This is a genomic window from Lactobacillus sp. UCMA15818 (assembly GCF_030400225.1).
Lineage (GTDB): Bacteria > Bacillota > Bacilli > Lactobacillales > Lactobacillaceae > Liquorilactobacillus.
The window spans coordinates 469,573-485,874 of record NZ_VJYB01000002.1 but is presented as its reverse complement, the minus strand read 5'-3'; the positions used below and the strand labels follow the sequence as shown (position 1 = coordinate 485,874).

Annotated in this window: 14 protein-coding genes and 1 pseudogene; 2 read left to right on the top strand and 13 right to left on the bottom strand. The window is 34.7% G+C overall.

Annotated features, from left to right (window positions below; genetic code table 11):
* The coding region (locus tag FFX44_RS05370) for a hypothetical protein (RefSeq protein ID WP_289978633.1) at positions 1-205 on the top strand (205 nt) is incomplete at its 5' end.
* Between the two features lie 211 nt (positions 206-416).
* On the opposite strand, the gene FFX44_RS05365 is transcribed toward FFX44_RS05370, so the two are convergent.
* The gene (locus FFX44_RS05365) at positions 417-1,619 is read right to left on the bottom strand and encodes an MFS transporter (RefSeq protein WP_289978628.1); all 1,203 of its coding nucleotides are present in this window, start codon (positions 1,617-1,619) and stop codon (positions 417-419) included.
* Positions 1,620-1,851: 232 nt separating this feature from the next.
* Here FFX44_RS05365 and FFX44_RS05360 point away from each other — a divergent pair, with 232 nt between their 5' ends.
* Positions 1,852-4,221, top strand: coding sequence for a phosphoketolase family protein (locus tag FFX44_RS05360; protein WP_289978625.1), 2,370 nt, complete (start codon positions 1,852-1,854; stop codon positions 4,219-4,221).
* Between the two features lie 58 nt (positions 4,222-4,279).
* Here FFX44_RS05360 and FFX44_RS05355 read toward each other — a convergent pair whose 3' ends face one another.
* From FFX44_RS05355 to FFX44_RS05300, 12 genes and pseudogenes are all read right to left on the bottom strand, one after another.
* On the bottom strand, positions 4,280-4,684 hold the full coding sequence (locus tag FFX44_RS05355) for a hypothetical protein (RefSeq protein ID WP_289978657.1): 405 nt from the start codon (positions 4,682-4,684) through the stop codon (positions 4,280-4,282).
* Between the two features lie 82 nt (positions 4,685-4,766).
* Positions 4,767-5,168 (bottom strand): GNAT family N-acetyltransferase, encoded by a 402-nt coding sequence (locus FFX44_RS05350; protein WP_289978623.1) that lies wholly within the window; start codon positions 5,166-5,168, stop codon positions 4,767-4,769.
* A gap of 26 nt (positions 5,169-5,194) precedes the next feature.
* Positions 5,195-6,019: a peptide-methionine (S)-S-oxide reductase MsrA gene (msrA, locus tag FFX44_RS05345; RefSeq protein ID WP_289978622.1), complete on the bottom strand. Its 825-nt coding sequence runs from the start codon at positions 6,017-6,019 to the stop codon at positions 5,195-5,197.
* 72 nt (positions 6,020-6,091) lie between these two features.
* Positions 6,092-6,580 (bottom strand): hypothetical protein, encoded by a 489-nt coding sequence (locus FFX44_RS05340; protein WP_289978620.1) that lies wholly within the window; start codon positions 6,578-6,580, stop codon positions 6,092-6,094.
* Between the two features lie 86 nt (positions 6,581-6,666).
* Positions 6,667-8,076 (bottom strand): C69 family dipeptidase, encoded by a 1,410-nt coding sequence (locus FFX44_RS05335; protein WP_289978618.1) that lies wholly within the window; start codon positions 8,074-8,076, stop codon positions 6,667-6,669.
* 99 nt (positions 8,077-8,175) lie between these two features.
* Entirely contained in the window at positions 8,176-8,961 is a 786-nt protein-coding gene (locus FFX44_RS05330; RefSeq protein ID WP_289978616.1) for an alpha/beta hydrolase, read from the bottom strand.
* A gap of 92 nt (positions 8,962-9,053) precedes the next feature.
* Positions 9,054-9,992 (bottom strand): ATP-binding cassette domain-containing protein, encoded by a 939-nt coding sequence (locus tag FFX44_RS05325; RefSeq protein ID WP_289978614.1) that lies wholly within the window; start codon positions 9,990-9,992, stop codon positions 9,054-9,056.
* A gap of 22 nt (positions 9,993-10,014) precedes the next feature.
* Entirely contained in the window at positions 10,015-11,064 is a 1,050-nt protein-coding gene (locus tag FFX44_RS05320) for an ABC transporter ATP-binding protein (RefSeq protein ID WP_057869954.1), read from the bottom strand.
* A gap of 35 nt (positions 11,065-11,099) precedes the next feature.
* Positions 11,100-12,045: pseudogene (gene oppC / locus FFX44_RS05315) on the bottom strand (oligopeptide ABC transporter permease OppC).
* A 43-nt stretch (positions 12,046-12,088) separates the two neighbouring features.
* Entirely contained in the window at positions 12,089-13,585 is a 1,497-nt protein-coding gene (locus FFX44_RS05310) for an ABC transporter permease (protein ID WP_289978612.1), read from the bottom strand.
* Positions 13,586-13,758: 173 nt separating this feature from the next.
* Positions 13,759-15,723, bottom strand: coding sequence for a peptide ABC transporter substrate-binding protein (locus tag FFX44_RS05305; protein ID WP_289978610.1), 1,965 nt, complete (start codon positions 15,721-15,723; stop codon positions 13,759-13,761).
* 246 nt (positions 15,724-15,969) lie between these two features.
* Complete coding sequence (locus FFX44_RS05300) at positions 15,970-16,209, bottom strand: hypothetical protein (protein WP_289978608.1); 240 nt, start codon at positions 16,207-16,209, stop codon at positions 15,970-15,972.
* Positions 16,210-16,302 lie beyond the last annotated feature (93 nt).

The following is a 16,302-nucleotide window of genomic DNA, read 5'->3' as shown; positions in this document are numbered from 1 at the left end:
TTCTGTTAGAGGTCTTGAAAAGGTAAAAAGAGAAGCTGGAATTGCCTTGATGGCAATGAATATTAGAAAATTGGTAGCGAAGGGCACCAATCATAACTGTTTTATAAACCCAAAGAAGAGATTAGTGAAAATCAAGGAACGATTTTCACTAATCTCTTCTATTTTGAAGGACTTATGGCACAGACCCTCTATTTATTCCGTATAAATGCGTTCCATAAGTCAAAATTCTCCGCCAACTTCAAATTACTCATATCAAATATCAAATTAGCACTCAAATTTCCCCGACTTTGTACTGCCTTCTTTTTTACTTTACAATTCATATACATTAAAAATTCTACTACATCTACTATTAGTGACATACATAATAGATGACTTTTTATTCCTGATTTTATCACTAACTATAAAATCAATTAACTTCACTCTAATTTAGTCCCCTTTGTCTCCTTACCCAATATTATAATTGCTAAAACAGCAACCATTATTGCTACACAAAAGATAGTAAAAATAATCGTAAATGAATATTGTCTAGTTAACATTTCACCAACCATTAACGGTCCTAAAATTCCACCTAATCTTCCGACACCTGCTGCAATTCCTGTACCAGAAGCACGTATTTTTGTAGGATATTGTTCTGGTGAGTACGCATATAATGCTCCCCAAGCTCCAAGATTAAAAAAGGACAACAATATTCCAAAAGATAATAGTGAAAATAAGTTTGAGGCACTCCCAAATCCTAATGCGCTAATTGCTGTACCGATCAGAAAAGTTGTTAAGACCCATTTACGCCCCCACTTTTCAATCAACCAAGCTGCAACAAAATATCCTGGTAGCTGAGCTAATGTCATAATTAATGTATATCCAAAACTATGCATTAACCCATATCCTTTCAATATAACTACACTTGGTAACCACAAAAATATTCCATAATAAGAAAAAACAACCATAAACCATACAATCCAGAGCATAATTGTTGTCTTATAATAACGAGAATTCCACAAATTAAGTAAATTTTCTTTTAACGACGGCCTCTTTATCGATTTTTCATTCCAAGCAATCGTACTTTCCTTTAACCCATACCTCAAATACAGCGCATAAAACGCCGGTAATGCAGAAATTAAGAGTGCGGTTCTCCAACCCCAAGAAGGAACAATAAAGTATGAAATAATTGCCGCAATAATCCAACCACCAGCCCAAAAGCTTTCTAATAAAACAACAATTCTCCCTCTAGACTTAGCTGGGACATTTTCAGAAACTAAGGTCGAAGCAACGGGAAGTTCCCCACCCAGTCCCGCACCAACAAAAAAGCGAAGAATCAAAAAAAGAATATAAGTGGTTGTAAATGCAGAAATCCCCGTAGCTATCGAAAACAATAACAGTGTTATTATTAAGATATCTTTTCTTCCAAAACGATCAGCTAATATACCAAAAAGAATTGCGCCCATCGCCATTCCGATGGAACTAACACTTCCAATCCAACCCATTTGCGCTTCGTTCAAATTCCATTCTGATTTTAATGCTGCTATGATGAAAGAAAGCATTCCAACATCCATTGCATCAAATAACCATGCCATTCCAGTAGTCAATAATAATTTATTAGTCTCATTTCCTTTTTTTAACATCCTTAACTCTCCCCTATTATAAATAGATGTAAAGACACCCCTAACATAAAAGTAATTATGTCTTGTTTATAGGTGTCTTGTCAATATAATTCGTAGAAAAAATTTAATTTCTCATTAATATTATGTATTGGTACGTTCCAATATATAATTAAGTTGAACTTTAAATTGATTTAAGTTATTATAAACATATGAACAAGATGATTAACTACAATCTCAAGGAGGTAGCTATATAATGACTCAAGATTACTCATCACCTGAATATTTGAAATTGGTTGATGCCTTTTGGCGTGCTGCTAATTATGTCTCTGTTGGTCAATTGTACTTAAAAGGCAATCCTTTACTCGATCGTCCGTTAACCGCTGACGATGTAAAGGTAAAACCCATTGGACACTGGGGTACGATTGCTGGGCAAAACTTCATCTATGCCCACTTAAATCGTGTCATCAATAAATATGATTTAAACATGTTTTACGTTGAGGGTCCTGGACATGGCGGTCAAGTCATGGTTTCAAATGCCTATTTGGATGGCAGCTATACAGAAACTTACCCACAAATCACACAGGATGCTGCTGGAATGAAGAAACTCTTCAAACAATTTTCATTTCCTGGTGGGGTTGCTTCACATGCGGCACCAGAGACTCCAGGTTCAATTCATGAAGGCGGAGAATTAGGGTATTCGCTATCTCACTCAGTTGGTGCTATTTTTGATAATCCCGACTTGATCGTTGCTGCAGTTGTTGGTGATGGTGAGGCTGAGACAGGGCCACTTGCAACATCTTGGCAATCTAACAAGTTTATCAATCCCATCAATGATGGTGCAGTCTTACCTATTCTTGACTTGAATGGCTTTAAGATTTCAAATCCAACAATTCTTTCGCGTCAATCTAATGAACAATTGCAAGAATACTTCCATGGGATGGGATGGGAACCAATCCTTGTCGAAGGAGATGATCCTACAAAACTGCATCCTGCAATGGCGGCAGCTTTGGACAAAGCAATCGAAAGTATCCATACAATTCAAAAAAATGCACGTGAAAACAATGACGCTACACTTCCAAGCTGGCCAATGATTATTTTCCGCGCACCAAAGGGATGGACTGGCCCTAAGGAATGGGATGGTGAACCAATTGAAAAATCATTCCGTGCACATCAGATTCCAATTCCTGTAGATCAAAATGATATGCAGCATGCAGATAAATTAATTGCATGGCTCAAAAGTTACCATCCAGAAGAATTGTTTGAAAAAAATGGGCAATTAAAGAAAGAAATTGCTGCGATTGCTCCCACCGGAAAACATCGTATGGGGGCAAATCCTCATACAAATCCCGGCAGCTTAATCAAAGATTTAATCCTGCCTGACTTCCGTGACTATGCAATTGATACTGAGAAACAAGGACAAAAAGTCGCACAGGATATGACAGTATTAGGTAAATATCTACGAGATATCATTAAGTTAAATGCGCAAAATCAAAACTTTAGAATTTTTGGACCTGATGAGACATTGTCGAACCGCCTTTCACCAATTTTTGAAGCTACAAATCGTCAATGGCTTGAAAATATCAATGAACCTTTTGACCAGTTCTTAGCTCCAAATGGTCGTGTAATTGATTCACAATTATCAGAACATCAAGATGAAGGCTGGTTAGAAGGTTATGCACTAACAGGTCGACATGGTTTGTTTGTTAGTTACGAAGCATTCTTGCGGGTTGTTGATTCCATGCTTGCACAACATTTCAAATGGTTGCGCAAAGCCAAAGAACAAACTTGGCGCAGTGAGATTCCTTCACTAAACGTGATTGCATCTTCAACAGTCTTCCAGCAAGATCATAATGGTTATACGCATCAGGACCCAGGTATTTTAGGGCATTTAGCTGATAAAAAACCGGAATTTATTCGTGAATATCTACCAGCCGATGCTAATAGTTTATTGGCTGTAATGGCTCACGTATTGAATGACCGCGAAAAGATTAACCTGATTGTTTCTTCAAAACACCCACGCCAACAATTCTACTCCGCAGCTGAAGCAAAAGAATTGGTTGATAATGGATTGAAAATTATCGACTGGGCTTCAACTGATGAAAATGCTACACCTGATTTAGTAATTGCTGCAGCGGGAACCGAACCAAATTTGGAAAGTCTTGCAGCGATTTCAATTTTGCATGAAGCTATTCCTGAATTAAAGATTCGCTTTATTAATGTGGTTGACTTGTTAAAACTCCGCAGCCAAAGATTAGATCCTCGTGGCTTAAGCGATTCAGAATTTGACGCATACTTTACCAAAGATAGTCCGATAATCTTTGCTTTCCACGGTTATGAAGGATTGATTCGTGACTTATTCTTTGATCGTCATAATCATAATCTCTTCGTGCACGGTTACCGTGAAAATGGTGATATCACCACACCATTTGATATGCGTGTTCTTAACCAAATGGATCGCTTTGATCTTGCTAAATCAGCTGTATTGAGCCTACCAGATTCTGAAAAATATGGACAATTTGTTGCTAAAATGGATAGTATTATTGCTAAACATCATCAATTCATTCGTGATGAGGGTATTGATTTACCTGAAGTTGAAAATTGGACATGGAAACCAATTAACTAATAATTTATCTTAATTCAAAAAAACACTGACAATTTTTTGTCGGTGTTTTTTTGTAGTGTTATACAACTTCAAAACTTTTTAAATACGCTGTTATCTTATCTCTAACTTGCGCATGCTTTTTAGAATCATAAGAATAAGCTTTGTCACTCCAATGATCTGCACTATATAACCATACTGGCTTTTTCAATCTTTCAGATTTTTCTGTACTGTATCTTGGAAAGACATGTGCATGTAAAAAATTGTCAGTGTTTCCTAAAATATCGTAATTGATTCTTGCTGCATTTGTTGCGTGCATTACAGCATCACCTAGAATGCTCATGTCCCTCAAAAAGAATGTTCGCTCGTCTAAATCTAAATCATTAAGAGCGTTAACCTCCTTCTTAGGCAACAACACTGAGTATCCTTCAAGAAATTGTGTATCTCCAAACACAGCTATTCCGCCCTCTAATTCGGCCATTACCATCGGGTTAGTTCCTGCAAGAGCTGATCCTATTCGATCTTCAAACCATTGCTTTGTCAAAAATATCACATCCTTCAAAATTCTATTAAAATGCTCTTCTGTGCTTTAAGAATGCATTATTAATGTGCTCAAATTTGATTTTAGGATAATAATTCATTGCCGATTCAGCAGCTAATAGAACTAAGGAAACATCAGGTCCAATTTGATTTCTTAATTCCTCAACCAACTGCTTCCCGATTCCTTGTCTTTGATATTTTTTGTCAACTGCTAAATCAGAGAGATAGCAAGCATAGCTAAAATCTGTGATGGCTCTTGCAATCCCTACTAACTCATGCTTGTCATTCCACGCCGTCCAGATAATCGAAGCATTTTTAAGCATTTTTTCCAGTCTAGGTAAGTCTCCAACCGGTCGATGAATCCCTGAATTCGTGAACAATGCTGCCAATTGTTGCGCAGTTATCCCTTTGCTATTTGAATAAGTAATCATGTTTAAGACTTCCTTTCCCTCAGAAATTATTTTTTATTGAATTTTCGTTTGAGCCATCCTTTAAACTTTAAGAATGTCAAATATTGTTTACGGGAATTTTCGATACGACGATAGCGTACTCGGTTTTTCTTATAAAAATCTTGATGATAATTCTCTGCAGGCCAAAACTTTTCAGCCTTGCGAATCGGTACTATTATTGGCTTGGTATATTTTCTTGATTGTTCAAGTTTTCTTTTTGAATCAGTCGCAATTTCTCTTTGTTCTTTATTTTTAACAAAGATTATCGGTTGGTAATTAGCGCCACGATCATTAATTTGTCCACCATCATCAGTCGGATCAATCAATTGCCAATACAACTCTAGTAATGTTTCATAACTAATAAGTTTTTTTTCATAGATAATCTCAACTGCCTCGACATGTCCAGAAGTTCCCCGACTGACCATCTCATAAGTTGGGTTCTCAACCTGACCGCCAGTATATCCTGAAATCACTGCAATAATCCCTGGTCTTGTTTCAAATGGTTCAACCATACACCAAAAACAGCCGCCTGCAAAAATTGCACGTTCAACATCTGGCCCATCATTTTCAAAATGTTTTGCCAAGTCAAAAGGTTCAATCTCTTGATTTTTTCCAGAAAGCTTTGCATAGAAATCTGCTACATCGGGTGTCAAATTATTCCTTGCTGCAAGTGGTCGCAAACGATATTCAAGTTCTGAAAATGCCTGTTCATTATTTGTTCCGTTCTCAATCTCTGATTTGCACTTAAGTAGTTGCTCTCGTTCCCACTCTCTTGTAGCTGTATTTAGCACCAAGTTATAGATTTCATCTAAAGTTATATTGGCTCGCTTCATTTTTCTACCAACCTTCGCCTGAATTTGAAAGTATCATAGCATACTTTTATAACTCGACCCAACATGTTAGTTTTATGTTATTAGTTCAGCTGCCAGCTTTAAAATCATCTGCTCATTATTATCATTTATTATGATATCAGAAGCATTAAGACAGTCTTTTTCCCGCCACCAACTTTTTAGTTGCTCAGTTGAAAAAGGAACTTCCTTTTTATTATTATTTTTGATGGTTTGTTCAAAGGATATGTCTAAATAGAAGACTAACGCTCTTCTTTCAAATTCATTAACTGCTTCTTTAAGCATCTCTGAATAGACATCTTTTCTTAGAATTCCTTCAAGAATTGTGACCTCATAATTTTGTTTTCCAAATTCAATCATTTTCATCATTAATTCGATTGAAATATTCCCAACGTGATCATCTGAATGCAAAATATCTCTTCGAATAATATCTTGTTGAATCAGAAGACTTCGTTTGATTCCATAATAATTTTGAATTTTCTTTGCTAAAGATGTTTTACCACAACCAGAATTACCACGAATAATGATTAAAATCGGTTCACCCAAAGAATCATCTCTTTCAAAGGTTGTATTATGCAAACTATAATTTTAAACATTCACTATGCTACTGCTTAAAGTTTTGCTATATGCAATTAATCATTCAAATTATATCGTAACTTCATTTTTTCAGACCCTGCTATCACCATGTCACCCAGTAACTTAGTTTGTAATTTTAAAGCCTCATCTGCAAACTTTTGATTAGCTTCTTCAAGATATTTATCGCTGTTATTTCCTTTATCATTGAAATTCTTATCGATATCATTTTGAATCTTATGATAATTACTCATAGCTTCTAATTCATAACTATTGCGCATATCCACGTAAAAATCATAATCCGTATCTCCTAAAAGTGCTGTTGTACAACTTAACCAGTACATATTATTCAGATTAAATGTCCCATCTGCATCTTTAAAGCTTGCAGGTGTATCATTAACCTTTGCATAAAATGGTACGACTGTATTAAAGGTGTTTGCTCCAAAAGCTAACCAATGTACGCCAGCTAGTTCAGCAGGAACATCATTTCTAATTTGCAAAATATGCACATTATGATTTCGATTGATCCCAATGGGTCTAAATAACGTCTTTTCCTCGTCTGTCCCTGAACCATAAACATCATATTTTGTATTTTCAAAATGTGAACTCAAAACATACTTAACATCTTCAATGGAAATTTTACGGTTAGCATGACAAATGAATGGCTGGTCTTGGTCCATTGGATCATTTGTATTATCTGGATTAAAGAATTTTTGTCCATACCATGTTCGAGGATTATTATAGACGGTGTCCTTAATTGATGAACTACCGAAAATATGTCGTAGATTGACTTTGTCAAAATCTGGATTTAAATGGTACTTATTAATCATTTCTTTTAAATCAACTGATGCCATTGTCTCTTCTGAATTAAAATCAAACTCATCAATATTCATTCGATTGGGTGCAACCACATATGCGTCATCAGGAATTCGCTTAGCTGCCCAATGATGTCCACCAATTGTTTCTAGCCACCAGATTTCATCTTTATCTGAAAAGGCAATTCCGTTTGGTTCATATGTTCCATATTCTTCGAGCAGCTCACCTAGTCTTTTAACACCTTCACGAGCGCTGTGAATATAAGGTAACACTAATGTTACTAAGTCTTCCTCACCAATTCCCCCAGAAACAAACGGATCTGCTCCTAAAACACGCGGATTAGTTGTAATCGTTTCAGTTGCTGACATTGCAACATTTTCACTATTAATTCCTGCTGTTGGCCATATTCCATTTGTCAAAATTGCATTCGGCACAGAAGTATAACTTAGTGGATTATCGGGCAATTTAACATTGACCTTACTAATAACAGATTCATAATTTCGTGGTTGCATTTCTGGTGTTACAACTACAAAACGTTGTGGATCAAGCGCTTCATGCCCATCATCGTTTCGCGAAATAATTGTCGAGCCATCAATTGATGCTTTTTTCCCAACTAAAATTGTTGTACATGAACCATGTATTCTTTTTGCCATTCTGGTTGCACTTCCTTTATACATTTATGCTTTCAATTATACTACTAACTTAATACAAATAATAAAGGAAGAACAGCGACTCGTAAGTTTTAATTAGCTTTAGCTTAATCTGATAATTTCCTTAGCAATTTCTTCTGGGAAATCCCAGAAGAAATAATGATTATTACCAAGACAAATAATCTTAGTCCTATCTGTTATATATTCTGAACGTTCATACTCTGCTTTTCTATATTTTTGTGTAAAAATAACACTCGGTGCTGCCCTGTGAAATCTGATGTTATCATAATTAACAACTGACTGAATTAACTCTTTTTGTTTTTGAGCATCTTTAACTTCTGAATGTCTCTGATCATTCTGATAATAATGTTGCCATAATAACTTATCTTGTTCTTTTGAAAAATTCTTTTTTGTTTGATTTTGCATTTTGATTATTCGTTGCTCTTCAGTCATGATCTCAAATTTATTTTTTTGCGCAATATAAATTTTTTCTTTAGAAGGATTAAAAATTATTTCCCTTGTTGTAGGTTCAAGTCCAATAAAGCCTGAAAAATTATTAATTCTATCCGCAATTGGCAGAGCAAGTATTCCCCCCATGCTATGTGCAACGATGATAACTTTTTGTGCATTTTGCTTTTTAATAATTTCCACCAAATTAGTAATATCTTCTTCAAGCCGATAAGTCTTCTTAGTTAAAGAACTCATTCCCGAATTTAGATAATCAATTGCTAGAATCCCAATACTTTTAGGTAACTTAGTAATTATAGGTGCAAAACTATCAAATGTATCAAACCCGCTTGCACCATTCAAAAAAACTATTATCGTTTTACCTGCGCGTACACTTATTTTATAATCTCCTAGATCTGTTTTAAATAATTTATCGTGCATTATCTTCACTACTTTCCAAATAGTAAAAAGAGTCTGATACAAAAATTAAATTTTGATCTGACCCCTTCTCATTTTATAACAATAAATTCTACTTATTTAAAATTAATCTTGTACTCTTTAGCCTCAGTCTCATTACAATATACAAAATGTCCAGGTTTTATTTCTTCGAACTTAGGCTTCTCAGTTGAATAGTTATGGATACTTGGATCATACACAATATTTCCCCGATTCTTAGCAATTTGTGGATCTGGAATCGGGATAGCTGATAATAAAGACTTGGTATAAGGATGAATTGGATTATTAAATAATTCTTCGGTCTCTGCCAATTCCAATATTCTCCCTGCTCTAATGACTGCTATTCTATCAGAAATATAGCGTACAACAGATAGATCATGTGCTACAAACAAGAAAGTTACCCCTTGTTCCCGCTGAAACTTCTTCAGTAAGTTCAATACCTGTGCTCGAATTGACATATCTAACGCAGAAATCGGTTCATCGGCAACTACTAAATCAGGATTCATAATCAGTGCTCGTGCTATTCCAATCCGCTGTCTTTGACCACCTGAAAATTCATGTGGGTATCGGTATAGTTGCTCTGGAAGCAAGCCTACTGCTTCAAGCATTTTTTTAACTTTATTTAATCTATCTTCTTCATTCTTAAATAATTTGTAATTATATAATCCTTCAGAAATTATATAGTCAACTGTTGCACGTTCATTCAGAGAAGCAGAGGGATCTTGGAAAATCATTTGAATTTTTCGTTCGATGTCAAATTTTTCTTTTCCTGAAATCTTACTATTAATTTGTTTACCCTCAAAAATAATTTGACCATTACTCGTTGGATTAATCCCTAAAACAGCCCGTCCAATTGTAGTTTTACCTGAACCCGATTCACCAACAAGTGAAAAGATTTCTCCTTTGAAAATATCAAAGTTAACGTCTTGAACTGCTACAAATTTTGAATTACCAGTTCCAAATGTAATCTCTAAATCCCTAATAGAAAGAAGAGTTTCTCTATTGCTATTGTCCATTTTCCCCAATCTCCTCTATTTATTAATCTTCAGCTGTCATTTCAAGCATATGTTGATGAAGATTTTGAATTAGTTCAGGCCTTTCAATTTTTGGAGCTCTCTTGTCTAATAACCAAGTTTTAGCATAATGAGTTTCTGTAACTTTAAACATAGGTGGTTCTGCTTTAAAGTCAACAGACATAGCAAACTGATTTCTAGGTGCAAAAGCATCTCCTATTATTTTCTTATATAAAGAAGGTGGTGTCCCTGGAATTGATTTTAGTTCTTCACCCTTTCGTGCTAATTGTGGCAGTGAGGATAGCAAACTCCATGTATATGGATGGCGTGAGTCATAGAATATCTCTTCACAGGTACCAATTTCAATAATTTTTCCAGAATACATCACTGCAATTCGATCTGCAATTGATGCAACTACTCCTAAATCATGTGTAATAAAAATAATTGTAAATTTATATTCTGCTTGAAGTTCTTTGATTAGATCAAGTATCTGAGCTTGAATTGTAACATCTAAAGCAGTCGTTGGTTCATCACAAATCAACACTTCTGGACGGCAGGCCAACGCAATTGCTATAACTATCCTTTGTCTCATCCCACCTGAATATTCAAAAGGATATTCATTATAACGCTTCTCAGCATTTGGAATACCGGTTTTTTCCATCAAATCAATTGCTATTTGTTTTGCTTCTTTCTTACTTTTCTTTTGATGCTTTACAACAACTTCCGAAATTTGTGAACCAATTGTATGAATCGGGTCTAGCGAAGTCATTGGATCTTGAAAAATAGTAGCGATTTCTTTTCCCCGAATTTTATCCCATTGCTTATTTACTTTCAAATCACTTAGTCGAGTTTCTTTATAATCAATAGTTCCCTGAGAAATACGACCATTTTGTTCGAGCATTCCAGTAAAAGCTTTTGTTAAAACCGATTTTCCAGAACCAGATTCACCTACTATCGCAAGTGTTTCATGTTTTTTCAAATTTAAAGAAATATCATGAATTGCTTCAATTTCACTGCCGCGAACTTGAAAACTGACATTTAAATTCCGTACTTCAAGAATGTTTTCATCATTCATCATAGTTTTACACCTCCATTAATATAACGTAATTCTTACATATGTGTTCTCGGATCTGATGCATCAGCCAAACGTTGCCCGATTATATATAACGAAATCGTTATCAGCGCAAGCACCAGTACTGGTAGCCAGAATAAGTAAGGATAAGTTGTCATATATGGTGAGTATTGTGAGATTAATCGTCCAAGTGATGGAACATTTTGACTTAATCCTACACCCAAAAATGATAAAAATACTTCATATGAAATAAATGACGGGAGTGCCATGGATACATCCGTCACTATGACTGATGTCAAATACGGTAAAATGTTCCTAAAAATAATTCGATTCATCGGTGTTCCCAATGTTTTTGAAGCCACATTATATTCACGTTCACGCATAATCATTACCTGTACACGCATAAAATACGCAGTCCCAATCCAAGAGGTACAGGTCATCGCAAAAATCAAATTCCAAAATCCATTACCAAAAGAGTAGGATAAAACAATAATAATTAAGAGCGATGGCACATTTGCGATAACATTATATATTTCAAGCATAATACGATCAATTTTCTTTGAGACACCCCAAATTGATCCGATAATTACACCTATAACTTCCGTAATTAATGAAGCAATGACACCAATTGAAATTGATGTACGTGCACCAGCCCAAATTGCATCAAACAATGAATTACCATCTGCATCAGTACCAAACCAGTACTTTAAACTTGGCCAATTGTAGCGAGCTTTGAAATCATTGATATTAACCAACACTAGACAAACTATATCCACTAAAAAGAGGCTGAATGAAGGACATCAATAAAATAAATGTCATCAATGCTAGCATAAAAATCGTAATCTTGCTAAATAAAAACTTTTTTGCCACAGATCCCCAGTACGAATACTTTGGTGTATCTATTTTTTCATTTTCTTTATTATCCAGAGAGACGACGGCAAAATCATTTTCAGTGATATTATCAACTGATACTACTGTATTCACTTCATAAACTTCTGCTTGTTTTAATTCTTCTTGTACTGTGATATTACTCGTCTCCCTTCGCGGAAAGCTTGATTCTAGGATCAACAATTACCATCAAAATATCCCCTAGAAGAACCGATAATACTCCAATCGTCGTAAAGATGAATACTAAACCAATAACAATAGAATTGTTATGCGCTAAAATCGCATCAGGCAACATTCTGCCCATTCCAGGCATAGCAAATATGTTTTCAGTAATTGTTGCCCCCTCAATTAACCCAATAATCATCCCAGGTATATTCTGTACAATAGGAATAGATGCATTCTTAAAAATATGTTTACGGTAAATCTCATTGTCTGTTAATCCTTTGCTGCGTGCAAACTTAACATAGTCTGATTGTTGTTGGTCAATCATATATCGTCTAAACCAAATTACCAAACCTGATACTGAAAGCAATCCTAATATTACAGTTGGCATTACCCATGAACCAAAGCTACCAGCACCTTGAGTTGGAAATGAGTCAGGTAATCCGAAAAGTTGTGCGCCAATATAACGGAAAGCATAAATAAATGCCAAACTTGGAATTGCTATTAATAAGGTAACAATTCCTGTTCCAACTTTATCAAACAACTTTCCTTTAAATCGTGCCATAAAGAATGCCATTGGAATTGAGATTGCGTATGAAATTATTAGAGCAAAAATACCCGCTCTAAACGAAGTTCCAATCATTGATGGATCCTGATAATTCTGATCTAGATTCGTATAGGAATCCTTATACCGATCATAATCAAATGCATTTCTATGAGTTTTTGATTGATATTGTCTCGTGTAAACATTATCAGCTGAATTAATAGTAACACCATTTCCCAAGTTATATTTCTCAGAAACAGTTGCGCCTTGCCTACCTGATATTACATCCAAGACAGACGTCCCGCTAAATGTTGGATATGAAGTTCCTAAGTCAAAATGAATAATGTTTTGATGAATAAATGGAAACAAATTATTAAAATAGATTTGATAACGATATTTAGTTCCTGAACCAACTAAGGCCCATCCGACCCACTTATCATTTTCAATTTTTAAATACCGTTTTAAATTTGGATTATTCTTATCTTTGACACTCCAAGGTGTATCTATTTTTACAAGATTACCATAAAAACGTCCCAATCTCTCCCACAATGGTAGATTTCGGATTGCATAGTATCGCTTACTGCTTGGATAAGATTTAATCTTAAACCCAGTCTTTTTTGCCCACTTACTTAGTATACTGAGATTCTTCTTGCCATGACTTCCAGAAACATCTACATTGGGCACAACTTTTTGAACCTTTTTAACAAGTGTCTGTGTATCATAATAATCAAGGTAGTTCATTTTATGATATGCAGTATTCTTGTAATCTAATAGTTTATCTGGTCTTGAAGCTAATTTTTGAATCAAAGGATCCTGGCTAAACACATCACGTTTTGGAATGAGTGAATAGATTATTATATAAGTGATAGTAGTCACTAAAAAAATACTTAAAAATGACCTTAGTATCCGAAAAAAAAGATATTTTTTCAATCGAAGAATCCTCCTTTACAGCTAATATTATAAAAATGTATTTATTTTATTATCATTTTTTCATAAATAGTCATATAAATAATAGAAGTGGCGCAATATATTATCGCTCCACTTCTATCATTATTAAATTGAAATAAAAGCAGCAATCATACAATCACCTTTTGAATATTCTCTTAGTCATCAGCATTTGCTTTTGCAATCTTAGCTCTTTCCTTGTTCCAAGCTGCTTTAGCCTTGTTGTATTGAGCAGTTGTAACTGGTTTTGATTGAAGTTTCATATACTTATATGAATTTACGCCACCTAATCCAGAAGGAGCGTAACCTCCAGTAAATGGAACAATTTTAGTTACAGACGGAGTACCACCATCGGAATACACAGGTATTTGGATTCCACTATCTAACAATGCCGCCTCAGCCTTTGCAAATAATGCATTACGCTTATTAACATCACTAGTCTCTGCTTCAGCTGTGTCAACTAATGTGGCATATTTATCAAGGCCAACTGCCTTAGCTACAACTGCAGATTCTGTATCACCAATTGTCAAACCAATCGTTGATAACATTGATCCAGATTCGGGATTGTAAATATCCAAGTATGTTGAAGGATCTTCATAATCTGGGCCCCAACCAGAAGCATTGCTAATATCATAATCAGCTTGTGCACCTGTGGTAGCTTCATATGTTCCCGCCAAGTACTTATCTTGAGAAATTAACTGGATATCAACTTGAACATTGTCTTTGCCAAGTACACTTTCAATTGACTTCTTAAATGATTTAGCTTGGTTAATCCCCGTCTGATCCTTTTCATCTTCAGGAATATCAAGTTTAATTGGAAGAGAGACACCTTCAGCTTCAAGTTCTTCTTTAGCTGTAGCTATTAATGCTTTAGCCTTTGTTGGACTGTATGTGCTATCTTGTCCATCAGCTAAACTGATTTTTGACAACGGACTTGAAATAGCCGTCAATTCTTTCTCTACTGCAACATTATAATTTTTACCATCTACCGAAACAAAGGTTGGTGGAATTAATTGGTTACGTAAAGATTTTTTAGCTCCAGCTTTTCCAACATTTTGCGCGTTGTAGTCCGCTTTATTGAAAGCAAACTGAACAGCCAACCTGAAGTTCTTATTAAGAATTGCCTTCTTAGTATCAGACTTTTCTTTTGAAGTTGTTTTTGACGTTGCATCATAATTCTTACGATTCAAGTTAAATGTAAAATTATAAGTTGTTGAGCCTGGTAATGACCAAACAATATTATTTTTATTGTTTTTCTCAACTTCTTTGTAACCAGCAGAGTTAGGATATACTCGTGCTGCACTATTTGTTCCGCTCTTAAATGCTTTGTATAAACTATCAGGATTTGATAAATCATTGTAAGTCAACTTAACATTCTTAATGTGAATATCCCTTTTATCCCAATAAGAACTGTTGGCTGTCATCTGAATAACTGATTTTGAAGTAAAATTCTTCAAGATGTAGCCACCATTATATAGAATACTATCAGCCTTCATCTTACCGAAGTTCTTGCCTGATTCCTTTAAAAACTTAGCATTAACTGGGAACATAACCCCATAAGTTAACTTTGAATTCCAATAAGATTCAGCCTGTGTCAAATTATATTGAAGCTTATACTTACCAATTGCTTTGACACCAACTTTTGAAAAGTCTTTTGTTTTACCATTTACATAGTCATCCAAACCAACAATCGAGTCTTGAACAACATATAATGTTTCTGATTTAGCAGCAACAGCATGTTTCAAACCAGTAATAAAATCCTGAGCGGTAACAGTTCCATATGTATTGCCTTCACTGTCTACCCATTTAACACCCTTTCTAATGCTATAAGTATACGTTTTACCATCGTTACTTACTTTGTATGATGTTGCCAAATCGGGTTTCAACTCACCATATCTGTTTCTAGTAAGCAACCCATCAACAAAGTTTTGGAAAATATCACTATTTGTTGCACGTGAAGAAACAGTGTAATCAAGTGTAGTTGGATCAGTTGTATAAACATAATTATACGTACTCGTATTTGCCTTGCTACTACTCGATGAACTACTTTTACCACCACATGCCGCAAGTGCAACCCCACAAGCAAGGATTGTTAATCCTAGACCTATTCGTTTTAACTTCATGCTAAAATGTCAAACTAACTATTTTGCTTTTGTAAATTTAATCTTAATTTTAATTAGTTTGAATTGTTGTATCCTTTTCTTTAAAAACCAAAACTACTACATTACTATTTTATACAAAAAGAAAACTAAGTAATATCGATTAAATTAGAAACAAAAAATGTATAATTTGCTTCATATTCAAATCTATTACTTAGTTCTTATAAGAATATACTTACTCATACTATAAAAAAGCATTGATATATTAACTTAATAATTAGCCAATATTGACCTATTATCTAACCAATCATAATCAAGAAATTTTTTTAATTGTCTATTTACTGGTATCCACAGCCCGCTTATTAGCAAATCTACCATTACCTCCATAAATATCTCATCACTTGTTCTCACGTCTACATTTATTAATTTATTATTTTCTGTCCTGCAAATAATTTCTTCTCTTTTAATTCCCACTATTTGTGCGGAAACAATTTTTTCATTTTTGTTCATCCTAACTATCTCCTTTAATTGCCTTACTACCTTAGTTATTTCATTCATTGAGATAATTCTAAAGCAACTTTGTGAACTTCCTTTGATGAATTA